Source organism: Bacillus altaicus (assembly GCF_042136375.2).
In the GTDB taxonomy this organism is placed as follows: Bacteria; Bacillota; Bacilli; order Bacillales; family Bacillaceae_G; genus Bacillus_A; species Bacillus_A cereus_U.
In genome coordinates this window covers 195,766-220,162 of record NZ_JBHHFZ020000002.1, presented here as the reverse complement: position 1 = coordinate 220,162, position 24,397 = coordinate 195,766, and the positions used below count along the sequence as shown (strand labels likewise).

Sequence of the window (24,397 nt, the reverse complement as noted above, 5' to 3'; positions counted from 1 at the left end):
CTAAATTACTAAAAAATTATTAATATAAGATTATTTTTTAGTAATTAATAGGTAATGATATAGGGATATTTTAAATGTACATTTAGGTTGTTCTTTTCAAGATATTTATCATTTTAAATACGCCCTTTATTAGAATACTGCTCATACTTTTTTTGAGATTCTTTAATAATACGTGCGTTAAGTAAAATTGCTAACAACAAAAACACTCCATATTTTCCCCCTGTAGCTCCTATGATAATCACACTACTACAAACAAGTACAATTAATAGGAGAAACGAAACTAAATAAATATGGTTATAGTTCTTTGACATCTTCTCGTATTTTATGCGTTCTTTCCTTGCATCCATCTAAATTCCTCCTTTAAATTATCCATTTCACTATAAAATAAATCTCGCCCTTAAAAAGAAAACAATCTATCGTTTCAAATAATTAGTTTGTTTTTTTAGCAACTAATTTATATAACATAAAAAGAAATACTACCAACATTAAGCTTTCCGCTATGATAATCCCGACCCTCTCCTTTCTTTTAATCCCATCGCATCAGATGAAATGTATATCCTATTATTATCAACAGCAAACAAAAAGGATCTTCCCTTCTCGTAAAGGCTGATCCTTTTCTTCGTTCATTCAACTATTTTTAGCTATTCTTGATTAATTAGAATAACAGCTGGTCCATCTACACGAATTCCACCAACTTCGATTTTTTCATAAGGCTCAACCGTAATAGAAATGATCCCTTCCCGCTTCTTTAATTCCTTACTTAATTCTTTTGTTAACATTTTTTTCATGTGTGCACTCCTTCTTACTGCTTAATTTACTATTGTTATGTAAATGAAATTTAAAATGGTTTCCTGGTCTGGAAACCATTTTTTGTAGTTGACCATATGGTGTTACCAGTTCGTTTATCAATTTTACGTAAAGAAGATAAACAATTACTATTCACTGTATCAGTAGATGTAAGAAATTCTTAAAGATAGCGGTGAGATTGATTGTTTTTTCTTCTAGAAATAATGACTTAGATAGTATATTACCTAAAACAATGAAAGCCCTACCTCTCTTTCATCCTTACGGCTCCTTGTCCGTGCCAGTGTGAATCAGGATTGCAAAAATCAAGTGACTATTTAATCGAGTTATTTGATGCAACTTCGAACGTTCGTAAAAGAAATTTAAAAATAAAAATGGATTAGATTGAAGTAATAACAAAAGAGGTTCCTACTCTAAAAGTGAGTTGAAGAAGTTGAATGTCTTTGAAATGATTTACTTTTAATAATAATCATATTCCCGAAAAATTCAGGATATTTTCGGGGGATGTAATACATTATCTATAATGAATCTTAACAGAAACTTTTCATTTGATTTTCAGTGATTCCTTTAATTAATCCTAGTTCACTAATCAAAAATTCATGTGCGTTATCCAACATTTTTTTTTCGCTTGTATTAAGTGCCTTTTCTTTCTTCATACGCATTAAATCACGTACAACTTCAGCACCTTCTTGTATTTCACCCGTTTTTATTTTGTCCGTGTTCACTTTATACCTTTGTTTCCACGGCAGTAATTTATCTGATTCTCCATGCTGAAAAATGTGTATAATGTGTTTTAATGCAAGTATATCAGTAACTGGGCGTATACTCGAACTTAATATTTTACCCATAGGAATCATGACTTGCATATTACTGATTGACATTTTTATAACAAAATACTGTTGTTTTTTCCCTGAGAATTCTTTTTCTTCTATGGCTTCAATTATACCTGCTCCGTGCATTGGATAAACAATGTTATCGCCAATTTGAAACATATAATCCACCTCCATATATGGTAACCTTCTTAACCTTAACACATATGCGATTTTTTATCAAATATTTTATAATATCACAAATTTATTTTTGGAGTCAACTACTTTTTTGATAAAAATTAAATTAAGTAAAAAACACCCCCAAAACAATAGGGAGTGTGTCAGATTCTCAATAAAGGGACGGTCAATTTGTCCATATACATCCTAAAATATCGATTAATTAACATAGATCCGTTTTCCCTTGAAAACGACCAAATCGATCCCGTATTTTTTTCAATCTTGTGTGGTACTCCAAAATCTCAATTCTTGCTTTTTCAGCTAGAGGTGCAATTGGTCGTAAGTCTTTTAACCCCCAATAATCAACTACTACATCAAGTACTTGATCAAAATATTGCAGCGGCCCATAGTTAGCTTCTTTTGCAATCACAGTCATTCTATTTTCAAAATCAGGCATGACAGCACCTGGCATTTTAAAATTCCTAATCACATTGGCAATATGATAGCAATAATTAGGTTCCAATTCCAAATGTGTTCGAATGACGTCTCGATAAAACGCATAATGAAGAGTTTCATCTTTTGCAAGACGGCGTAATAATGTAGCAAGATCTGGATCATGCTTACTTGCAACCTTAGCTACATTATTGTAAAACACCATCGTTGCAAGTTCTTGTAGCGTCGTATACGTCATTGCTTCGATTGGTGTGTGAAAATCGGGCTCAAATCCACCCTCAACGACTGACTTTCTTAATTCATGTAATCGTTTGGGATTCACACTTCGAGTGAGTAGTAAATATGTCTCCAATAAATTCGAATGTTGATCCTCTTCTGAAGTCCAAGTATGAATAAAGTCTGTAATAACAGAAAGGGACCCTTTAAAAGTCGCAGATAAATACGTTGTAAACCATGGTAAATTCACTTCTGTTAATAAAGCTGTTTCAATGGCCGTAATTACACCAGTAGGAAGAGTAACTTGACTTTCATCCCAAGGAACTCTTTTAAAGTCCATTCCCTTATCCCATGGTAAAAACTCATGATAACCCCAGTCTATCTTCTGCGCTCTTATTTTATGTTGTTCATACAGTACTTTTAAACGTGGTTCTAATCGGAAATCTAAATCATTTGTTAGCATATATAAGTGCCCCCTTTTCTTATCATAGATATTCATTCTATTTTTACATTCATTTTTATCCTTAAAAATTTTCTACAAATAAATATTACTTTCCTTTTTTTTAGTCAAACATAAAAATTTTTTAACAAAACTCTTTAAGAACGCTTTATTTCTATATGATTTTTTTCATATCAAAAAGGTGCATACCCATAAAGAATCGTTTTATAATTAAGATTGATAAACAATTAATCTTTCATGCGTTTTCGCTACTTTCTAATTTTGTTATTGGTAGCAAAAACTGAAAAGATGAATGGTATGTTATATAGACTAACAACTTATTTAGATGTAAGATCCAAGATGTTAGATTAAGCATTTGGAAAATATATACAGTTGATGAGATAGCCGTAAACGACAATCCCCAACAAGATTACTGTACATTAGCTATGATGAGTTAGACCGTATTTTTGGAAACAGTATACAGCTCAAAGGGAAGAGGCGATAAACATGCAGTCAACGGAAGCTCATATGAAGGAAACACAACGTAGAGAAAAAATAGAAATAATATTTAGTCATATGGTAAAAGGAGAGAGTTATTTTCACGGATCCTCCTATCAATGGAAAAACATTGTATACCAAAATTATAATAGGATACAACAAAAAGAGTTAAAAATTGAACAACTTATTTCCAAAATGGAAAAAGAAGGGGTTCTCTTTGCGCAGCACCGTTCACTCATACACTATCCCGTCATTGATTTTGTCAAATATATAGCTAAGGTTTATAAGGAAACCCTCGAAAAACAATAACCATGATTATATTTTTAAAATAAATAATTATATTCAAAGAAAACCTTTACAAAAAGCTCAAAAACTCATTCGAATATTTTTTTATTCAAAATAATATTCGTTTTTGTTATAATAACAACCATAACGTATTCTAGTCGTTTGTATATCTTCAGATTTTGTGAAATTTATTACACAAAAAGACAACTCTTAATTAGAGTTGTCTTTTCAGGCTGTGGAGAAAGTCTTCTCCACAGCCTATTTTGTGTCTGAACCTCTTTTTATGTGTCAACACTGATAAAAAAGAGGAAAAGGAGAGATTTCTTATGATGGGTGCTTTAAAAAATCATCGTGATGAGCGTGTATCTGTTTCTGTAGAAGAGTTGGTTCCGCAAGATCATTTCCTTCGTGCGATTGAAGCGACAATCAGTTTTGATTTTATTGAGGAAAAATTACGCCCTTATTACTGTGAAAACAATGGACGTCCGTCAATTCATCCTATCGTTTTATTTAAGATGATGTTTATTGGATATTTTTATGGTATTCGTTCTGAGCGTCAATTGGAAAAGGAGATTAAAACGAATATTGCCTACCGTTGGTTTTTAGGTTTTTCTCTATCAGATACAATTCCAGATCATTCTACAATCAGTTGGAATCGCCGTACCCGCTTCATTCATACAAATATTTTCGAAGAAATTTTTGATAAGATTGTGAGTCAAGCGACGGAGCACCGTATGGTGGGAGGACGTGCGTTGATGACAGATTCTACACACATTAAGGCGAATGCCAATAAAAATAAATTTGTACATAAATATAAAAAAGAAAAGGCAAAGTTTTATATAGATGAACTAGAAGCTGCGGTAATCGAAGGTCGTGAGGCACACGGAAAAAAAAATTAAAACCTAGAAAGGAAAGTGATACCCCTACTAAAAAAATTCGTATAAGTACAACTGATCCAGATAGTGGATTTTTAATGAGGGATGGAAAACCGAACGGTTTTCATTTCTTAGATCATCGTACGACTGATGCAAAGTACAATATTATTACAGATACCTATATAACGGCTGGAAATATGGCAGATTCCGAGCCGTATTTAGCACGTCTACAAGCTCAAATTGATAAATTCGGATTTAAAGTTGAAGCTATAGCCCTTGATGCAGGCTATTTTACAGGTTATATCTGTAAGAAATTATCAGAACGGAATATATTTATGGTGATGGGGTATCGCCGATTTGGAAAGCGAAATAAAGAAGTACCGAAAAGCCAATTTAAATATGTAGAAGAAATTAATGTATTTGCTTGTCCGATGGGATGTATTTTAGAATATGCAACAACGGATCGCGAAGGATATCGTCAATACAAATCCAATCCAGAAGACTGTGCTGTTTGTCCGCTACGTAAGGATTGTTTTTCAAAGAAACAAAAACAAAAAGTTATCACTCATCATATATGGGAGAAATATAAAGATATCGCTAGAAAAAACAAGCTAACAGCTACAGGGAAAAGACTGTATAAAGTACGCTGTTCAACTATAGAGCGAAGCTTTGCGGACGCCAAAGAACTACATGGCTATCGATATGCTCGGTTTCGGGGGCTGAAGTCTGTCCAAATGCAGGCTTATCTCACCGCAGCTTGTCAAAACATGAAAAAAATAGCCCTCCACCTAACCAAAAAAGGGCTGGTGGGGGCTATTTTTCTAAATTCTATTATTTTATGTTGTTTTTTTTCGCTAAAATCAAAAAAAGATTCCAGAGTGTTTGGAACCCTAAAGGGTTTCCCAACACTCTGAAAAGACAACTCTTAATTAGAGTTGTCTTTTATTTTTTCTCGATATACATAATACTGTTCTGGTGCAAAAACTCCAAGATTCTTACAACTGGAGAAAAAGTAGGTCCTCTCATAGGAAAGATGCTACTTTTCTCTCTCATATTCCTTCATTATTTTATAAAACGTATTTTTCTTTAGCTCTAACATTTCCATAAATATAATAGCTGTTATTCCCCACTTTTCCATTTAGAATAAGTTTCTTCTATATTAATTATGATAATAGATGGTTTTAATGCTACTGTTGGTTCAACCTTACTTATTTTGCGGTCTATGACAACTACCCTGTCACTACCCCATTTAGTAAGAAAGAAGATTTAGAGAAAGCTAAGAAGTACTATGATGAGCTAGGAAACTCAGCTCCAATACTATTCTTTCATATATAGGCTAAAGGCGATTTCCTTTCACAGATAAATGGTGATATAAAAAATAAAGAGTTTAATAAATATAAAGAAGTTATGGATAAAACCATTAAGCAGGCTAATGAATGCACTTTCATTTTGCGGAAAATATGATAAAATTGTATTTGGATAGAAGTCCAATACATATTATTAAAAGTAAAGTGGTTTAAGTCGGAGGAAGGCACCTTAAGGTGTCTTTTCTTTATGAAAAAATCCCCACACAAGGTGCAGGGATTTTTATGCTACGAATATATAAAACTGACTATTTAATATATAGTGAAGTACGCCACGTATCTCTTGGATAGTTTATTGAAGTCTTTTGATATTCAAAAGTCCCTTCTTGATGATTTGATGCATCCCATTTATATTCCCAACCTACAATAGGATTACCACCAATTATTTGTGAACCAATACTTTTCACATCAAATCCATTCATTTTCGCAAAAGGAAACTGGCCATACCCTATTTCTTTTGTGTAAACATATAAGTAACTTCCCCCATGATCTTTAGTTGTACTAAAACTATTAGGGGTAATGTATTCAACTCCACCCAATTGTGACTCTACTTTTACTACACTTAAAGAAGTTAGAGGTGCCGCTGGCCCTGCAGATGCCTCCGATGCCATTCCTAAACCAACTACCGCTGCCATTGCTAATGATGATATCCCTAATGTAACTTTTTTAAACATATAAACATCCCCTTCTTTTATATATGTACAAGTTTGATATTAACAGAACTTTATAAGAATAACCCTTATTTTGAAAATATTAACAAATTATACTTTTTTAGATATGCAATTTAGCATATTGATTGACATGTATGATAATATATCCGTTGCTTTCAAGATAAAAAACTCCTTAATGGGGTAACGTCCCATTGCCATCAACTTAAGAATTCAATATTACCCCAAAACGAAAAAAATGAGTTCATTTCTCATGGCTACCTATGAGACGATGAAATTTTCGTTTTTGGGGTACTTCAAAATGTTAGCTTGATGTGCATTTGGTGCTATTTCTTATTATACATCTCTAAATTTTAGAGAATATTCACAGCTGTAATTTTGCAAGTTGAAATAGCAAACCTAACGATTGTAGTTGGATTTATAGGTAAAGTACCTATCACTATACCAAGACCTGTTTGTTCCACGTTAAAACCTACTGCAGTAGAACCGTTACTTGCTAAAAGATTCACTGTAGAACCGATAAGCGTATCCAATAACTCCCTAATTGGTCGTTCACGACAATCACATTCGCACCCTGAGTCTACAGGTGGAAGTAATGTTATAGATGGTCCTGGTGGTAAAAATCCTACCCCTGTTACATCAGAAATATTGACCACAAAGGATGTGGTACCATCTGTAACTGTAACTAAAAAATCATTTACGGAAGTGATAGTAAATAAAAAGAAAAGAGGGGGGACGTTAGGCGCGTCTGCAATAGTGCCAAGAATCACAGTTTCCCCAATAAGTTGTTGTAAAACGTTCTGCATAGGTAAAACACAGCAATCACAAAGACAACCTTCAGTTACTCCTGTTGGGCCTGTTGGGCCTGTTACTCCCGTTGGACCTATTACTCCTGTTGGGCCTGTTACTCCCGTTGGACCTGTCCCTCCCGTTGGGCCTGTTACTCCTGTTGGGCCTGTTACTCCCGTTGGACCTGTTACTCCTGTTGGGCCTGTTACTCCTGTTGGGCCTGTTACTCCTGTTGGTCCTGTCCCTCCCGTTGGGCCTGTTACTCCCGTTGGGCCTGTTGGTAGAGTAAATGGGGGAATTGGTGGAAGTGTAGGGCCAATTAAATTTGGATTCAATGCATTAGCTTGAAGCATCTCATTTATTTTTTGTATTTCATTTTTATCAAACACATAACTACCTCCTACGGGTATACTTTATTATAGGAATATATACAGTTACCTTACATAAAATTTATTTATCATTATATAATATGCTATCCCTTTACTATTGTGTGTTTTGTTTTGTGATGATCCAATAACAGTATTTTTGTATTAATAGTAAATCTGGTTCTGATGCAAAGATTGCATCCAATTGAAAGAGGTATACAGGGTTTTAATGAAACCTGTTCTTATGGGGATCTCACAAAATGCTCATCAACTTAAGCAATTTTAATACCCCTAAGTAGCAAAAAATACGTTATTCTTTCTGTAGAATCATAGGAAAGGATGGCGTTTTTGTATGTCTATTTCTGTATCTGACGAACTACAACTATTTTCACAGGAGATTCAGAGTCTTTTATCCCCAAATACCTTACAGAATCTAGCTAGAGATGTTGGGTTTGTACAGCGAACAAGTAAGTATCGAGCACAAGATTTAATAGCTTTATGCGTATGGATAAGCCAAAGTGTAGCAAAAACTTCCTTAACCCAGTTATGTAGTTGTTTAGAAGCATCAACAGAAGTACTCATCAGTCCTGAAGGACTGAATCAACGATTTAATGCCGCAGCCGTGCAGTTTTTACAACAAGTATTAGCTAAACTTCTGAACCGAAAATTATCTTCATCTAGGTTGTGTTCTTCTCCCTATACTTCTATTTTCAAGAGTATTCGCATCTTAGATTCCACTGCATTTCAACTTCCAGATATATTTTCATCGGTTTTTCCAGGTGCAGGAGGTTGTAGTCATAAGGCTGGTATAAAAATTCAACTTGAATATGACCTTTTAAGTGGACAGTTCCTCCACATTCATAAGGGACCAGGTAAACAACATGATCGAACCTACGGTTCTTTGTGCGTCCCGACTGTGAAAGCGAATGATTTGTGTATCCGAGATTTAGGCTATTTTCACCTCAAAAATCTTCAACATATACACGATAACAAAGCTTACTATATCTCTCGTATTAAATCCAATACCCGTATTTATCAGAAAAATCCTAACCCAGATTACTTCCAAGATGGACGAATAAAGAAGGGTACGCAATACATTCAGTTAGATATGGAGAATTTGATGAATTCCCTTCACTCAGGACAAACCTATGAAATAACAGATGCTTATGTAGGGATGAGTGACAAAGTACCAACTCGTGTCATCGTCCACCGACTTACCGAAGAACAACAACAAAAACGATTACAAAATCAAACTGTAAGAGAAAAAAAGAAAGGAATAAAGTATTCCCCTCGTAGTAAACGACTCAGTGGTATCAATGTATATATGACAAACACCCCTACAGATATTGTCCCGATGGGACAAGTACATGATTGGTATTCTTTACGTTGGCAAATCGAAATTTTATTTAAAACGTGGAAGTCATTCTTTCAAATTCATCATTGTAAAAAGATAAAACCAGAACGATTGGAGTGCCATTTATATGGTCAATTGATTGCCATTCTACTCTGTTCTTCTATCATGTTTCAAATGCGTCAATTGCTCCTCATGAAGAAAAAATAAGAACTGAGTGAATATAAAGCCATATATATGATTAAGGACTATTTTATTCTTCTGTTCCAAACAATACAAAAAGACACCCAAGAGCTATCAAAGGTCTTAATTCGCCTATTCTATCTCTTACAGAAAAATGGGCAGAAATCTCATCGATACGAGAAAAAGACTGTCTTTGATATATTAGGTGTCGTCTACAATTGTACCATGTCCGACAATAATGCGGCTTAATTCGAAAAATAAAACCCGTAAGGGTTTATTTCGTATGCAAATTTTCAAATAATCTACACTTGTCCTTTAGAAAAAGAAACAGTCTCACCTATAATTGACGTTGCATAAGCTAAGGTTTTAAAGTACCCCCTAAATGAAAATTCTCTTTCTCTACAGTTAGTTATCTTGAGAAATCAGCTCATTTTTTTGTTTTTGGGGTGTATACATTTCTTAAGTTGATGGGCATGTATGGTGAGGCCTTATATAGGATTTTTAATCAAACTTTTTACAAACGGTACAACTTACTTTTAAAATCACACTAATATAAATTAAAAGTAAACTGTCTAAAAAAGGAAAAAACCTTTTAAGGAGTTGATGTTTAAAGTACTAAATAAAAAACTTTGCGATATTTTTCGCAAAGTTTTTGTAATAATACGTATTATAATAGTAATTTTCGTATTTCTTCTGTACTTAGACCTGTGAATTTTGCAATGTCTTCTAATGGCATACCATTCTTATGCATACCACGGATTAATTGAATTTTTCCTTGCTCAATTCCTTCTTCACGAGCGTGTGCCAACTTAGCTTGTTCATCTAGAAGTAACTTCTCACGAGCTTCATAAGCTGTTCGGAATGAGGAGTCATGGCTCATATTTTCCCATTTATTCATTGCCTTTTGTAAAATTGGATCTTGATTCATCGCAATCTCCTCCAATGTTTGAGTTAAATGTTCATCTTCATGTGCTGGTAGTAATAACATCCAGCGAACAAATGCATTTTCCCATGGATTTACTTTTTCTTCACGCCATTGTTTGAGCAATTTTGGAATTTCTACAAAATGAATTTCAATATCATCACTTAGTATCTGTTGCTTTTGGGGATTCCATAATTGTCCTATGGTGTGAAATGAATCATCCTGGGAGAATAATATAAAATCTAATAAGTTAATGGTAATTGTTTTCCGAAGTGAACGATACGGCATCCCTTCTTGCATTTGGGATGTATAGAGTTTACTCCAGTAATATAAAGATCGCTTCACCATATCATGTGTATTGCGAAGTTGTATCTCTATATTCACTTGCGTTCCGTTATCTAATGTTGCTAATAAGTCTAATATGGATAACTTATCATCTTCATAAGATTTATGAAGATGTGGATCTTCTAGTTGTAGAGATGCAATAGGTGCATCTAGAGATTCTTCTAGGACAGCGTTTAGAAATCCAGTTAAAATTTCTTCGTTTCCCTTCGTTCCGAATAACTGTTTAAAAGCGAAATCAATTCGTAAATTTACTAATTTTGTGGACATGGGTTTCCTCTCCCTGTCTTTCTTTTCTTCTTATTATTTTATAATGTAATTCTTTATATAAGCAAATGCTACTTTTACCATTGTAGCTCCAATTCATCACAGTACACATCCAACTCCGTAAAACAGTTTTGTAAATCCGCTTCAAAACCAATTTCACGAATTATGCTATCTACCTTTTTTTCTAAATCTGAAAGTGTGTTGTAAGGAACATAAAATATATATTCTCCTGAACGTTGTTCCATATAGTATTGTGATATGAGAAAGGATTCGATATTCTTTCGAACTTTCCCCTTTCCTTGTACAAATTTATTATTATTTTCTACACGTAACAACATACGAATAGTGGCTGTTTGTTCTTTAGTTTGTTCGCTTTTTTCAGTTTGCTTATTTTTTCGTATATATCGGTAGAGTGTAGCTTGACTAATACCTGTCATGTTTACAATTTCTTGGATGCTATATTCTTTAGAATCATATAACTTCAATGCTCTCTGAATGAAACTATCCTTAACACGAGGGCGTCCACCTACTCTTCCCCTTGCTCTTGCACTTTCAAGCCCTTCTTGAGTACGTTGAGCAATCAAGTCTCTTTCAAACTGGCTGAATGCTTGAAATACTGTTAACATCAATTTTCCTTGAGGTGTATTAGTATCAAATTGTTCTTTGATACTAATTAGCTTAACTCCCTTATTCTCAAAAAAATCAACAAGTTCAATTAAATCTTTGGTACTTCTTCCTAATCTAGAAAAGCTTTCAACAACTAATGTATCACCAGGTCTAATTTTATCTTTTAATCGAGTAAGCTCTGGACGATCACTTTTCGTACCTGTTATTTTTTCAGTTAAAATTTCAGTACAGTTATAATTTTGAAGCATGTCTAGTTGACGAATCAAATCTTGTTGTTGGGTACTTACCCTTGCATAACCATAAATGTATGAATTCATGAAATCACCTAACCTTTATACGATAATTTTATCATAAAGGGTCGTTAAAGTTAATTTGATTTTGACAATAGTTTTGATAACGAAGTTAAGCGATTTATACGATTAAGATTTTGGTTATTTTCACATTATCAAAAACCATCGTTTTTGAAACACCTATAAATAATAAATCTAATAATTATGTACTTTGTAATAGGTAAGAGTTTATGATAAAAATAGGGAATATCCCCAAAAAAAACACGAGGGGCGTTGATTAAGATTTTTTTTAAAGACTTTAACTACAAAAATGAAGGTGATTATTTATATCCAGTTGAGTATTATCAATTTCGCCAAGCAAGCACACATAATACATTCAAAGTTGAACTATTATGTTTTGATGATCGTTATGATTTCCATTTAACAATTGATAATGAAGCTATCCCTTCAAAGTATAGACTTGTAACAAGCATCTCCTTTGAAATTTATGAAGAATTTGGATTTGAGCCTTATGATTTTAGTTCTAAACACGCTACTCTACAAAGGGCAATTGATATGGCAAGTGCAATTGCAAAGAAATATTGTGAAAATCCAGTTAATCAATAATAAGTAAAGACCGGATATTATATCCGGTCTTTTTTGTATTTGCTGTATGTTAAGGTGATTTTTCTGTTAAATTATCACAATTATTAATGCGTCTTTTAAATTTGAGGTTAAAGACTCAAATTTAAAAGAAAAAAAGAACCCAAATGGATTCTCTTTTCTTGGCATATTTACAACATGGAGAATACTGAGACAACTCTTTCAAAATGTGACTTTACCCATAAAGTTGCCGCTAAAGGAAGCATATCCTTGCCGGAAATTACATGTTTTTGAGGAGATTTAGTTGATTGTTCGAGGGAAAAGGAAGCATATCTTTGCCGTGGATAAATTATTAACCCATAAGCTTGCCGTGAATGCTGTTGGTTTGTAATAAAGTTTGATCAAAAGCATGCTACAAAAATTGATTTTTCAACAGAAGAAACCCAAACATTTTGAAAAAAGTTTGATCAAAATGCTTGGGTTATTTGTTGCTAGTGAATAATTTTTTATAAAAAGTTTAATCATTTTTCTACCTGTGTTTGCTCCACAATCGCGCCCTTTAATCGAATAAACCACTAATTATTTTTGCTCTCGAAAATCTTCGATTGTAAAGTACACTAACTCTTCTCCACGCGAAATGAGCTCTTGCACAATTTTAATAGTCCGTGGTTCTGTGTAATCAACTTCAGTTGGACTCATCTCGAAGGGCTCGACGGCGTTCGTGCAGCACCAGCAGGATAATCATCCCCATTATTACACCTAAGACGATGCCGGCCTGTGTGGTCAACAACCATGCCAATGGGTACTCTGGTGAGGGTGGCGCATCGAGTCGAACTGAAGATAAGGCGGAATAGAGGTTGTTGGAGAACAACGCTCCCGATGAAATCCATGTCGCTGCCATAGGAGGTAGAAACCACCTTGATCCACGGCGGGATGATACCACCAGTATGCCCCACGCACCAGCAAAGGACCACACACCTGTACTCAATGACAGCAGGTACCACCATACATCGCGTCCCCCCATAGTTGCCTGGTCGATGCCAAAAGAGCCACCAACTGCCCAAAACACCTTGATGACACCGAGCAGAATGCAACCGGCAGCGACAATCCTAGCTAAGATGATCTGTAGTTGTAAAGTATTGCCCGGCAACTCCTTGTAGTCGGTTGTGCCACTCAGCGCCTCTGGCCAACGTGCCATTGCATACCCCGCTAATGCAAGCGGCAGGAAGATGCCAATCCCGAAAAGTGAGATCATGACGAAGATCTGCTCGTATACCCAGAAGTCGGCGGCACCTGCTTCTTGATCCCGGATCATAGCTGCAGGGCCCAGAATCGGTGCAATCAACAAAATGGGAACGAGCAAACCGGTACCAACCCAAATGGGTAGAGCAACCAACCACGCAGGTAGCCGCTCCCCCCATGGCCTGCAAAACGCCATTGCAAGAAGGATGCCAATCGCAGCGAGAACGGCGGTTACTGCGTTTATAATGCGCCAGCTGGCGTCACCCATTTGCTCGGTTGGAAGGAAGAAACCAAAAGTCCATACAATTTTGATCAGCAGGTAAGGTGTTACTGCTATTGCCGCACTATAACCGCAGATTCTACGCAACCTCATCAATCTTAAGGCCTTCCTCTCTGCACTAATTGCCATCTTCTCATCTCCTCTACAAGTTCTAACTCACTTTGTTTCATAATTATATATTCACAACTATCCTAATGCCTTTAAACCTTCTTTGTACAACTTTCAAGTACTTATATTTCCAAGACTCATATTAGTGCCTTCCTTACATAAGATAGTTACTCTAGATTATCGAATAAAATGCCATAACTTAACTTCGATTTCCCTTTGAATAAACCTTTCCTTAATTCCATTAGATGGCCTTTTAGTGGAGTAACTTTATTGCCGCTCAACAGTTCCTTAATCCGCCTTTCAGTTCAGATTTTCTTTTCACTATAAAAACATCCCCTTAGATAAACAGATCCAAAGGGACAAAACATCGCGTCTTTTTTATAAACACCGTGACTTTATTTAAAAGCGACATTAAAAATATTCTTCAAATCCTGGAAGCATAAGTTTGCCGCAAACAAAAAGAACCATAAGCTTGCCGAAGCGGCAAACTTATGGTTCATATCACACAAAACTTTATTAGGGGAAAGTTTTAAAAAATGCCCTTATAACAATACTTACATAAATGTAATATATAGTAAATTAATAGAATTAAGAATGACTATTCTTAACTTTTAAAAATTAAATCCTCGCCATACTAATGTGGTTAGATATCCAGTACTTCATGAAACATTAATAGAAATTGAAATTACTCTTCGTCTATCTCGTATTCATTAATATATTAATAATCGGATGTATCTGTTCATGAATATGGTAATCTGATTAAGATTCCCACTACACAAGTCCTACCTACCAGAAATTAGTCAAAAAGAGGAAACTGTTGGGATAAAGCACCACAAGAATCGTTTTTGGGCTATCTGAAAGATAAAGCATATATAAAACCTTACGAGTGTTTTACTGAGTTGAAACAAGAGATAAAGAAATATATGACATACCTTAATCATTATAGATATCACTGGAATTAAAAAGGATTGGAGATGCTACAATAAATTGCACACTAAGTTAAAAGAAAAAGGTGATTCAGTTTATGAGTAGAAAAGTCTATAATCGTCAATTTAAATTGGCTGCAGTCCAATTACTATTGGAAGAGAATATGTTTGTGAAAGAGGTTTCAAAAGAATTATCTATCCATTCGAATACTCTTTATCATTGGATAAGTGAATATGGAGAAAGTGCGTTACCATTGGGAATTTGTTTTACCCACATTTTCAATGGAGTGGCAATTGGCATTCTTAGTTCTTTAGCAATCGCATCATAGCTCCGTCCATCATTTTTATACAAATGTACAGCTTTCAATTTAAATGTCTCTGCATATTTTTGAAATGTTGTTCTTTTTTTGCCATTAAAATATCCCTTCAAGTATAGTGTAACATTCCACATTAAGAATGTAGTCTTTTTACACTGTCTACTTAAAAGGGATAATACCAACTAATATTACCTTACTTGCACCAGCTTTAAGCAATAAATTTCTCGCGGTTTCAAATGATAACTTTTAGTATGTACATTATAATTATTTTTTATGAAAACCTTGTGTAATTCGATCTAATATAATTGCAATTACTACAATAGCAAGGCCTGCTTCAAAGCCCATACCTATATTAACTTGTGTAACCGACCGATAAACGTCTACGCCAAGACCTGGTGCACCGACAAGAGATGCAGTGACAACCATTGATAGAGAAAGCATAATACTCTGATTTACACCAGCCATGATTGTTCCAGTTGCAAGTGGAAGCTGTACTTTGAATAGTTTCTGTGACGATGTTGAACCAAAGGCATTAGCTGCTTCAATTAAATCTTCTGGTACTTGCCTAATCCCTAACTCAGTAAAGCGAATAGTAGGTGGCATTGCAAAAATAACAGATGCAATAATACCTGGTACTACTCCAACACCAAAGAATGTAATTGCCGGAATAAGATAAACAAATGCAGGCATTGTTTGCATAAAATCAAGAGTTGGTTTTAAAAATTTGGAAAACCTTTCGTTCTGAGATGCCAAAATCCCAATTGGTATACCTATAATGATAGAGATAATAACAGACGTCAAGACAAGCGCTAGTGTTTGCATGGTCTGTTCCCAATAGTTAACGTTAAGGATAAACAGAAATCCAATTAAAGAAAATACTATAAGTGAAATTTTACGGGAGGTGTACCAAACTAATAGGCATGTGATTGTAATAAAAATAATGGCTGGGATAAATATTAATAGATTTGTTAATAAATCAACAAATCCTCCGATAATAAAAGAAAATCCTTTGAAAAACCCTTCGAAATGCTGATACAAACTTGTAACAAGTGTATCAACCCATTCTCCTAAAGGAATACGTGGAATACTATTCATTATCATTCACCTCATCCTCTACATTTCCTGCTAAAGCTTGAATAATACTTTCACGCTTTATTATCCCTCTTAATCTATGTTTATCATCTAGAACAGGAAGAGGTAACTTTGCCTTAACCATTTTTATATACATTTCTTCTAATAGAGTATCTAAATAAACAGGAGGAATGTCTGTTACTAATAAATCCGCTATCGGAACCTGTCTTTTAACAGCTTTACTAGCATTATCAGCAGTTAAGACACCTAAAAACTCATGTTTCTTATTCACTACATATACGCTAGAAACACTAGCATTTTTCATGATTTGGAGTGCAACACGTGGACCGCGATCAATTAATAATGTTTCCGGTCTTTTCATAATGGATTCAGAGGTTAAAACTTTTCCTAAATTTACATCAGCAACAAATTGCTCTACAAATTCATTTGCAGGGCTCACCATAATTTCTTCTGGTGTTCCAATTTGAACAATTTCTCCGTCTTTCATTAAAGCAATACGATCACCAATTCGGAGTGCTTCATCTAGATCGTGTGTAATAAAAATAATCGTTTTTTTCATTTTATCTTGCAGTTCTAATAATTCATTTTGCATTTCTTTTCGAATAATCGGATCTAACGCACTAAATGATTCATCCATCAGTAGGACATCTGGATTATTTGTCAGTGCTCTTGCGATACCAACACGCTGCTGCATACCACCGCTAAGTTGTTCCGGATAACTATCTTTATTGTTTTCTAAACCTACTAATTTTAGAGATTCTAACGCTTTTGTTTCTCGTTCTTCTTTTGATACTTTTTGTATTTCTAAACCATATGCAACATTTTGTAAAACCGTTCGATGAGGGAATAAGGCGAATTTTTGAAATACCATACTCATTTTGTTTCTTCTTACTTTTCGAAGAGATTCTTTTCCCATTGTTGCGATATCTTCACCATCAATATATATATGGCCAGAAGTCGGTTTGATTAACTGATTTAACATACGAACAAGTGTAGATTTCCCACTACCGGATAATCCCATAATGACAAATATTTCACCAGCATAAACATCGAATTTTGCCTGGTTCACGCCAATATTCATACCAGTTTCTTTTAATATAGCAGCTTTGCTTTTTCCCTCTTCTAGTAAAGCGATTCCTTTAGAAGGATTCTTTCCAAATACTTTTGTAACGTTTTCAACACGTAATTTCGTTTCTTTCATTCTTTCACTCCTTTTCTTTGACTCTATACAAATACTGTAACTATTTTTAAACCAAATAGTACATTACAATAGTTCATCAAAGACTTTTTTTGATTTTTTTGTTAAGCTATTAATAGTTAGTTTATATTATTCATAGTTATAATTATAAAATATTTATTTATAATTATAAAGTATTTAGCTTTACTTAAATAATTTGCTACGTTAGTTAAAGAAGAAATATCTAATCATAGAGACTAGGAGGAGCTTGATGAAGAAAAAAATATGGCTTCTGTGCATACTATTATTAATTAGCATAATTACTACTTCTTGTAGTGGCGTGAACAGTAATGCAAAGGGAAAAATTAAAATTGGTGTAACGAGTTGGAAAGAAAACATAGCTACCGCAAATATGTGGAAAGTATTACTTGAGGAAAAAGGTTATAAAGTTGAATTGTTATATTTAGAAAAAGCAGCCGTTTGGACCGGGGTAGCACGAGGAGATGTGGACGCCAACTTAGAGGTCTGGCTACCAATTACTGATAAGCCATTATATGAAAAATATAAGGATGATGTTGTAATAAAATCAGCGTGGTATAAAGGTACTGGTCTTGGTTTAGTTGTTCCTTCATACATGACAGATATCAATAGTATTGAGGATTTGAATGCAAATAAGGATAAATTTAACAATAAAATCATTGGTATTGAACCTGGTAGCAGTTTAATGGGCTTAACAGATAAAGCGATACACAAATATGGGATAGAGCTAAATCTTGTTCAATCTTCAGAAGCCGCTATGATGAGTGAATTAAAAAAAGCATATAATCAAAAGAAACCCATTGCAGTAACATTATGGAATCCACATTGGGCTTTTTCAGAGTTTGATCTTAAATATTTAAAAGATCCTAAAAAGGTGTATGGAGAAAAAGATGATATTTATTACTCTGTTCGTAAAGGATTTGAAAAAGATTATCCAGAGCTTATAAAGTATTTTGATAACTGGAACATGACCGATGAGCAACTCGGAACGTTGATGACCATGATTAATGAATCGAATGACCCTGAACAGGCCGCTGAAAAATGGATAAAAAAGAATAAAAAATTAGTAGATACATGGATGAAAAAGTAATCATTTATGGGGTACGGCAACCATTCCTTCTTTTTGGAGCCACTCGTAAATACAAAGAAAGAGAAGTGATGTTTTCATATAATCATTTCTCTTTCTTTTTATTAGCTTGATAGCGATGAGGTTCCTTCAACAAAGCGCGAATTTCGTACACTAAGAAAATTCAAATAAATAAAGTCCATTTCTTTTAGTGTATAAGAAATGGACTTTATTGTCTTTTGTCTAACTTTCTGGATACTTACTTTTCTTAAATTACTTATAAAACTATTTTTTTCCATTTAAGAATTTTAGTTCTGAAATTCGTAAATGGAGCAACTGTATTGATATGCACCCATTTCCAAACAGGCCACATTGCTTTTGTTGTGGCCCATTTTCTTTGTTCTGATTGGAATAATTCTTTTTCAGAAAGATCATTTATCCAATCGACTAACTTTCGAACTAACTTTGTCAATTCTTCCTCCTGCTGTTTTAAAGTTAAAACACCGTACTGCTCATAAAAAGATTGATAAAGTTTACCTAAGTTATTCCATTTGTAGTCTGGAGTGGGCGTTTGTACGTCAAGTCCACATTGTTCGTCTTTTTCCCACGATAACAACAAGTTGATCCACCCCAATTGATAAGAAAGTATTTCAGAAGGAGATTTATCCACTTCAGAGATATGTTTATCTCTCAACTCTTCAGGAATCACCTTAAATTCTTCAATAAATTTCTTATAGGCTTTATCGATTGATTCAATTAATTCTTCAGCATTAGAGTACTGTTTCATAATACTTTCACACCTTTATTTTTGATACCTTCAGTATATGATAGAATGGTATCAAAACATGATACCATTAGGAGCTTTTTATGAAAAAAGACGAGCGACTCATTCAAGAAATGATCTATATCAATTCAAAAAAGAATTTTAACCTTAACGACTTGATTGGAGAATTCGATATTTCTAGAAGTACCGCCTTACGAGACATTTCTTCCTTAGAAGAACTAGGTGTTCCTCTTTATTCTGAAAAGGGAAGTCATGGTGGATATCACGTGTTAGAAAATCAACTTCTACCACCAATTTATTTTAGTAATAATGAATTACATTCTATATTCTTTTCGCTACAACTATTAAAAACATTGCTAAAAACTCCATTTGATAAAGACTACAAAGAAATTAAAGAAAAACTATTAGCTATACTGCCAAAGAAGCAAAAAGAAATGGTTCAACAGGCGGATCAAGTCATCCAATTTGTAGGAACAAATCAAAAAAAGAGTCTCCCTTTTTAGGAGAACTTTTCTCTGCAATATTCAATAAAAAGGTAATAGAAATCAGTTATTGTCGCTATGGCAACAATCAAAGAGTCATTCAACACCTAAGATTATTAATCACGGATGGAAATTGGTATTGCTTTAGTTGGGATTTAGACAAAAATGAATTTCGAAATTTTCGTTGTGACTATATTCAATCCGTAAAGTATAAAGATAAAGAAAGCATTCCTTTTACTGAAGAGACAATTAGTTCTTTATTTAGAAAACAATTCAATACACAACGCCCTTTTTCTTTTAAAGTCAAACTTAGTGATAAAGGGGTCGAACAGTTCTATAAACGCATTTACGATAACATATCTCTTCAAGAAGAAGAACAAAATAAATACATTATTGGGACTTTTGGAGAAAAGGAGATAGATTTTCTAGTTCAGTATTTTTTGTCTTTCGGTAAAGAAATTAAAATCATTTCTCCAGAAATGCTACGCTCCAAATATAAGGAATATTTAAAAGATATATTGGCGGATTGTTATAAGATAGAAAGTAGATCACATACAAAATAGTAGGTCAAACTCGCACAAAATAAAATAACATTCCTTATTTAATTTCAATTAGGTTTTTGATGCCATTTTAATAGATATATTTAGACGGAAGTGAAATGACTTGATTTTTGATGAAGAACTATTAAAACATATTTCTTCATTAGGATGGAAACATAGTAATTTCCTAGGAGAATACCGATTTAATTAGAAAGAAATTGCACCTTCAACTTAAGAATATTCACTAGTCCACCGTTATCAAGTTAATATTTATAATGCCCCCAGAACGAAATTTTTTTTGTCTTTTATAGCAACAAGATTCATTTTTATCGTTTTGGGGGTACTTTTTATTTTTAACTTGATGGGCATGTATGGTGACCCCTAATAAGATCATTTGCTGATATAAGTAATCTTTTAAGCTCTTACAGTTGTTTTCTACCGCTCTTCTACGGTCTGCTAATCGTTTTTCTTCTAACTTGATAGCTTCTGTATCTGCTTCAAGGTTGCGGATTAATAGAGCGATATTTTGCGCCTTATCTTGAATGCTTTCTTCAATTGCTTGTAATGTATCTTCCAATGCTGATGGATCTACGCCATCCTCAATCATCATTTGTAGTTCGCGGTAATTATTTGTTAAGTCATAAAGTTTCATAGTTTATTTCCTCCTAGAACGGCATTTCGCCATGTGGTTTATTTGTTAAAACTGTGATTACATAGTCAAGATCTATCTTTTTCACACTGTCTTGTTCTTTATCAGACATTTGCTTTAAAGTTTCGATTGCACGTTCTACATGTTTATCTTTAATTTCAACCACATCTTTCACCCCATCCGATTGTTTTCCCGCAATCTACACAATAGTCATACTGCGGTTCCATAACTGCTTCACCAGGGATGTATCCATAATGCGTATCTATGTTTTTGTGCTTGCATTTAGCTTGTTTTTCTTTTTTTTTCCTTTCTAGAACCACTGAGCAATATTGTTCTTCATGGACTTTTGCGCCGTGTTTTGTAAGTAGGCGTTTTCCGCAATGATCACATTGATACAAGGTTTGATTTGTTAAAACTTTCATTTCCACATTCCTCCTTATTTACTACGAAAAGTCGATGTGATATAATGAAGGCATCTTAATCTTTCGACTTTTCGAGAAACGCCCTGTCTCCCAACTGGGCGTTTTTTCATTTTTAATATCCAAACCGTCTTAGGGGTAAGTCGTTTTTTTATTTTGTTTTGATAATTTCTAACTATTCTGTTAAAATGTAATTACCGTTGTGTTACAACCGGTCTGTGCTTCTGTACGGGCTTTTTATTATGCTAGTTTTTAGCTAGCGGATACATTATTCTCACTCCTTTCTGATGCTTCGCGCATCGGAATATCCAGGAACCCATTTGCTAGGTGGGAGATACCCTTAGATTACTGAATATTCAGACGAGCGAAGGCTTGTCTATATTTGTGAATTTGTGGTATTATAAGTTTATAAGTTTGTAAGTTTGTAAGGTCGCCAATTCGACCTTACCCTTATAAAATGAGCCGTTGAGTTTCACACTCATGGCTCATTTTTTATTTAGCTTTAGACTCTTTTTTTAGTTCTAAAAGCGTATGGAACGTATTTCTTTTAATCGTTTCTAACAGTTGAAATGCTTCATGTGGCGTATAATCTTCTTCCTCAACTAATCTCGCAAGACCAGTAATTATTAGCTGTTGACCAAAACTCTCTAGATTCAATTCATCTTTATTCAATTCCCATTCCCCTCTCTATTTAGCTAGAGTGATATACTCTTCTAAGGACTTTTCAATTGGACACATTTACCACTTTTTATTTTTGAAAATTATGATAATATAACTTTACCGAGTCCCTTCATTCTCGGTACAACTCATATTAGAGAGCCCCGAATCCCTCAACATCCCTTTGCTCGGGGCTCTTCTATTTAATTAACTCCGCTAAAACGATGTATCCATGATGATTTACAATAGCTTCCGCGCTGTTATGTACTCCTCTAGCCTTTAAATCTCGTATCATTTTGATGATGTTTTCTCGTTCTTCTTTATCTCGCTGCTGTTTATCCATTGCCTTATCACCTTATTTATCTATTAGGGGTCACCATACATGCCCATCAACCTAACAGAACAAGTTGCCCCCAAAATGAAATTTCTATGTTTGATTAAGCCCTTTTTGTTTTAAAGATTGTATACTACTTTATAGTGATGACAATAGTAGCTCTAAAAAAATAGTGTTCTCAAGATATTTATCTTAAGAACACTATTTTCTAATTCAGCTGTATTTAAAATACTAACGGTGATTACTATTTGATACGCATATTCATCCTCCTTTAGTCCAAAATGAAGTTTTCATAAAAATTCATTGCAATGTATTTAAATATTATAATTTTTATATATTACATATAAATAATGTGTTAGTATTAATTATGAAGATATTTACCAACTAACTTTTATGCCCTAGTCGTGCGCCGCACTAGGGCATATTCTCATTTTTTTAAATACATAAAAAAATTTAAAATCAATATATTTCGTTATTAATTAAAGTGATATATTATATTTAGAGAAGAGTAAGGTAAGAGTTACTCTTTGCCATTTTAGGAAAGGGCCTGCTATTTATAGCAGGTCCTTTTTTGTCAAACTACAGCTAAACTAGTTGCGATAGGTAAGACTTTGAAGTTATCTCCATCTTTTCCCCCGCTTAGCACTGTACGTGCGACTTTCATCGCATACAGCGCCCCATCTTATCCTTTTATAGGGGGCTTGCCACATCGCTATCAAGCTAATAAAAAGAAATGCCCCCTAGAAGGGGTCACTCATGTATTTTAACGGATTCATTTTACTTTATGTTTTTAGGGATTAATTGAGCAGGTCCTTTTGAAAAAAAAAAGACGCCATAAGGCGTCCCCCACAATTGGGTAGATAAGGTTTAGTTTTCCAATCTAAAGAAATTATGTATCACACTTTGAAAGTATATCATAATATCCAATCGACTTAATATGCATTATTACATACCCTTTTCCAAGCTTCTAAATTGCATAAAGAAAAGACACCCTAAGGTGCCTTCCTCCGACTTGATAACCACTTTAATTTTAATAATATGCATTTGGATTTTCATCCGAATAATATTTTACCACATTAATTTATATTGTCCATTGAGAAATATGATTCAAATCTATATTTTGTTAATTAGTCATTTTCGGGAAGGTTTTCTAGATAATCATTGATTTCTAGTCTTAGTTCTGTGCATTCATGTTCTAAAGTTTTAATATTTTCTATATCTTGTATGTTTATAACCCCACCTTTTATTATCTTTGTATTACATTTTAAGGATAACTTTGTATGGGTATTTCCTAAACGATTATAGCTATTTTTAAACATGTCATATTTTTCTTGAAGTTCTGTAGGTTCGTTTAAAAATGTCCCGTGTATTTCAGAATGTAAAGTTAACAGACCTTTTTTGATAAAATCTAATTTGATATTTATATTTTTAAGAGTTATATCTGCTTTTTGATTTGTAGCAAGTGAGGTAGATAATTCATTAAGTTCTATTTGTTTTTCTAATAATTCATCGATTTTTTCTTGAGCTATGGTAGTAATGGATTGAGATCGCTCAATAATTGTAGCGGCTTGATTTATTTTCTTTTGCGCTTGTCTATTTAGATATGTTACGTATGCAAAGGCTCCGGTTACGACTAGACCAGCAAGCCCAGCTACAATTCCAATAGGTGCCCACATATTAGGGGTAACCATACATGCCCATCAAGCTAAAATTTCATAGTACCCCCAGAACGAAATTTTGTGCTAACTTGTAACTAAAAAGCTCATTTATTCGTTTTGATATCTTATTTAAAAAATGTTTTAGACTATAGAAAAAAATATTAGACTGTTAAAAATAGTTGTATACTGAAAAGGTGTTTTCTGTAAATGAAAGAACTTTTTGCTAACATAAAAAGTCTCGCAAAACATTTAAAAGTCCCTTCAGAAGTACGGAAAGAATTTTCAATTCAAATAATCAGTGTTATTGGTTGTAAATCAAAAA

Annotated in this window: 23 protein-coding genes and 6 pseudogenes; 10 read left to right on the top strand and 19 right to left on the bottom strand. The window is 33.8% G+C overall.

What is annotated here, in order from left to right; genetic code table 11:
* Positions 1–113: 113 nt before the first annotated feature.
* The 4 genes from ACE38F_RS27300 to ACE38F_RS27285 form a co-directional block, all read right to left on the bottom strand.
* Entirely contained in the window at positions 114–347 is a 234-nt protein-coding gene (locus ACE38F_RS27300) for a hypothetical protein (RefSeq protein ID WP_375371040.1), read from the bottom strand.
* 294 nt (positions 348–641) lie between these two features.
* Entirely contained in the window at positions 642–788 is a 147-nt protein-coding gene (locus ACE38F_RS27295) for a BC1881 family protein (RefSeq protein ID WP_377896117.1), read from the bottom strand.
* A 546-nt stretch (positions 789–1,334) separates the two neighbouring features.
* Positions 1,335–1,796: a CarD family transcriptional regulator gene (locus ACE38F_RS27290; protein WP_462782494.1), complete on the bottom strand. Its 462-nt coding sequence runs from the start codon at positions 1,794–1,796 to the stop codon at positions 1,335–1,337.
* A 217-nt stretch (positions 1,797–2,013) separates the two neighbouring features.
* Positions 2,014–2,922, bottom strand: a complete 909-nt coding sequence (locus tag ACE38F_RS27285; protein WP_462782492.1) for an acyl-ACP desaturase — start codon at positions 2,920–2,922, stop codon at positions 2,014–2,016.
* 483 nt (positions 2,923–3,405) lie between these two features.
* On the opposite strand from ACE38F_RS27285, the gene ACE38F_RS27280 reads away from it, so the two are divergent.
* Together ACE38F_RS27280 and ACE38F_RS27275 are read left to right on the top strand one after the other, a co-directional pair.
* Complete coding sequence (locus ACE38F_RS27280) at positions 3,406–3,705, top strand: hypothetical protein (protein ID WP_002144219.1); 300 nt, start codon at positions 3,406–3,408, stop codon at positions 3,703–3,705.
* A gap of 302 nt (positions 3,706–4,007) precedes the next feature.
* Positions 4,008–5,377: pseudogene (locus ACE38F_RS27275) on the top strand (IS1182 family transposase); the annotation flags it as partial.
* Positions 5,378–5,592: 215 nt separating this feature from the next.
* Here ACE38F_RS27275 and ACE38F_RS27270 read toward each other — a convergent pair.
* A pseudogene (locus ACE38F_RS27270) lies at positions 5,593–5,714 on the bottom strand (recombinase family protein); the annotation flags it as partial.
* A gap of 90 nt (positions 5,715–5,804) precedes the next feature.
* Here ACE38F_RS27270 and ACE38F_RS27265 point away from each other — a divergent pair.
* A pseudogene (locus ACE38F_RS27265) lies at positions 5,805–6,020 on the top strand (hypothetical protein); the annotation flags it as partial.
* A gap of 148 nt (positions 6,021–6,168) precedes the next feature.
* Here ACE38F_RS27265 and ACE38F_RS27260 read toward each other — a convergent pair.
* On the bottom strand, positions 6,169–6,594 hold the full coding sequence (locus tag ACE38F_RS27260) for a DUF4879 domain-containing protein (protein ID WP_375371305.1): 426 nt from the start codon (positions 6,592–6,594) through the stop codon (positions 6,169–6,171).
* A 347-nt stretch (positions 6,595–6,941) separates the two neighbouring features.
* A complete protein-coding gene (locus tag ACE38F_RS27255) occupies positions 6,942–7,766 on the bottom strand; it encodes an exosporium leader peptide-containing protein (RefSeq protein WP_375371306.1) in 825 nt (274 codons plus the stop codon).
* Positions 7,767–8,094: 328 nt separating this feature from the next.
* Between ACE38F_RS27255 and ACE38F_RS27250 the strand changes: the two are divergent.
* Positions 8,095–9,525 (top strand): annotated as a pseudogene (locus tag ACE38F_RS27250) (IS4 family transposase).
* 418 nt (positions 9,526–9,943) lie between these two features.
* Here the strand turns inward: ACE38F_RS27250 and ACE38F_RS27245 are convergent.
* Together ACE38F_RS27245 and ACE38F_RS27240 are read right to left on the bottom strand one after the other, a co-directional pair.
* The gene (locus ACE38F_RS27245) at positions 9,944–10,810 is read right to left on the bottom strand and encodes an Rpn family recombination-promoting nuclease/putative transposase (RefSeq protein ID WP_375371307.1); all 867 of its coding nucleotides are present in this window, start codon (positions 10,808–10,810) and stop codon (positions 9,944–9,946) included.
* 74 nt (positions 10,811–10,884) lie between these two features.
* The gene (locus ACE38F_RS27240; protein WP_375371308.1) at positions 10,885–11,751 is read right to left on the bottom strand and encodes a recombinase family protein; all 867 of its coding nucleotides are present in this window, start codon (positions 11,749–11,751) and stop codon (positions 10,885–10,887) included.
* Positions 11,752–11,954: 203 nt separating this feature from the next.
* Here ACE38F_RS27240 and ACE38F_RS27235 point away from each other — a divergent pair.
* Positions 11,955–12,330 (top strand): annotated as a pseudogene (locus tag ACE38F_RS27235) (hypothetical protein).
* 661 nt (positions 12,331–12,991) lie between these two features.
* Here the strand turns inward: ACE38F_RS27235 and ACE38F_RS27230 are convergent.
* Positions 12,992–13,957 (bottom strand): hypothetical protein, encoded by a 966-nt coding sequence (locus tag ACE38F_RS27230; protein WP_375371309.1) that lies wholly within the window; start codon positions 13,955–13,957, stop codon positions 12,992–12,994.
* Between the two features lie 745 nt (positions 13,958–14,702).
* On the opposite strand from ACE38F_RS27230, the pseudogene ACE38F_RS27225 reads away from it, so the two are divergent.
* Positions 14,703–14,898, top strand: a pseudogene (locus ACE38F_RS27225) (IS3 family transposase); the annotation flags it as partial.
* Positions 14,899–14,960: 62 nt separating this feature from the next.
* Positions 14,961–15,191, top strand: coding sequence for a transposase (locus tag ACE38F_RS27220; RefSeq protein WP_002169661.1), 231 nt, complete (start codon positions 14,961–14,963; stop codon positions 15,189–15,191).
* A 252-nt stretch (positions 15,192–15,443) separates the two neighbouring features.
* Here ACE38F_RS27220 and ACE38F_RS27215 read toward each other — a convergent pair whose 3' ends face one another.
* Complete coding sequence (locus ACE38F_RS27215; protein WP_002144230.1) at positions 15,444–16,274, bottom strand: ABC transporter permease; 831 nt, start codon at positions 16,272–16,274, stop codon at positions 15,444–15,446.
* The gene (locus tag ACE38F_RS27210; protein ID WP_375371310.1) at positions 16,267–17,472 is read right to left on the bottom strand and encodes a quaternary amine ABC transporter ATP-binding protein; all 1,206 of its coding nucleotides are present in this window, start codon (positions 17,470–17,472) and stop codon (positions 16,267–16,269) included. Before ACE38F_RS27210 ends, ACE38F_RS27215 begins: the two co-directional genes overlap by 8 nt.
* 247 nt (positions 17,473–17,719) lie before the next feature.
* On the opposite strand from ACE38F_RS27210, the gene ACE38F_RS27205 reads away from it, so the two are divergent.
* Complete coding sequence (locus ACE38F_RS27205) at positions 17,720–18,577, top strand: glycine betaine ABC transporter substrate-binding protein (protein WP_002204049.1); 858 nt, start codon at positions 17,720–17,722, stop codon at positions 18,575–18,577.
* Positions 18,578–18,830: 253 nt separating this feature from the next.
* On the opposite strand, the gene ACE38F_RS27200 is transcribed toward ACE38F_RS27205, so the two are convergent.
* Positions 18,831–19,340, bottom strand: a complete 510-nt coding sequence (locus ACE38F_RS27200; protein ID WP_375371311.1) for a ClbS/DfsB family four-helix bundle protein — start codon at positions 19,338–19,340, stop codon at positions 18,831–18,833.
* A gap of 80 nt (positions 19,341–19,420) precedes the next feature.
* On the opposite strand from ACE38F_RS27200, the gene ACE38F_RS27195 reads away from it, so the two are divergent.
* Positions 19,421–19,840, top strand: a complete 420-nt coding sequence (locus tag ACE38F_RS27195) for a helix-turn-helix transcriptional regulator (RefSeq protein ID WP_235702255.1) — start codon at positions 19,421–19,423, stop codon at positions 19,838–19,840.
* Positions 19,741–20,382, top strand: coding sequence for a WYL domain-containing protein (locus ACE38F_RS27190; RefSeq protein WP_462782505.1), 642 nt, complete (start codon positions 19,741–19,743; stop codon positions 20,380–20,382). Before ACE38F_RS27195 ends, ACE38F_RS27190 begins: the two co-directional genes overlap by 100 nt.
* A gap of 220 nt (positions 20,383–20,602) precedes the next feature.
* On the opposite strand, the gene ACE38F_RS27185 is transcribed toward ACE38F_RS27190, so the two are convergent.
* The 6 genes from ACE38F_RS27185 to ACE38F_RS27160 all read right to left on the bottom strand — a co-directional run bounded on the left by ACE38F_RS27185 (position 20,603) and on the right by ACE38F_RS27160 (position 24,093).
* Positions 20,603–21,010 (bottom strand): siphovirus Gp157 family protein, encoded by a 408-nt coding sequence (locus tag ACE38F_RS27185; protein ID WP_002169654.1) that lies wholly within the window; start codon positions 21,008–21,010, stop codon positions 20,603–20,605.
* A gap of 13 nt (positions 21,011–21,023) precedes the next feature.
* Positions 21,024–21,173, bottom strand: coding sequence for a hypothetical protein (locus ACE38F_RS27180; RefSeq protein ID WP_162533051.1), 150 nt, complete (start codon positions 21,171–21,173; stop codon positions 21,024–21,026).
* Positions 21,166–21,429 (bottom strand): hypothetical protein, encoded by a 264-nt coding sequence (locus tag ACE38F_RS27175; RefSeq protein WP_002169653.1) that lies wholly within the window; start codon positions 21,427–21,429, stop codon positions 21,166–21,168. The genes ACE38F_RS27180 and ACE38F_RS27175 overlap by 8 nt, the downstream gene beginning before the upstream one ends.
* 489 nt (positions 21,430–21,918) lie before the next feature.
* On the bottom strand, positions 21,919–22,098 hold the full coding sequence (locus tag ACE38F_RS27170; protein WP_078177517.1) for a hypothetical protein: 180 nt from the start codon (positions 22,096–22,098) through the stop codon (positions 21,919–21,921).
* 184 nt (positions 22,099–22,282) lie between these two features.
* Positions 22,283–22,426, bottom strand: coding sequence for a hypothetical protein (locus ACE38F_RS27165; RefSeq protein ID WP_002144241.1), 144 nt, complete (start codon positions 22,424–22,426; stop codon positions 22,283–22,285).
* A gap of 1,118 nt (positions 22,427–23,544) precedes the next feature.
* Positions 23,545–24,093, bottom strand: a complete 549-nt coding sequence (locus tag ACE38F_RS27160) for a hypothetical protein (protein ID WP_462782483.1) — start codon at positions 24,091–24,093, stop codon at positions 23,545–23,547.
* Between the last annotated feature and the right edge of the window lie 304 nt (positions 24,094–24,397).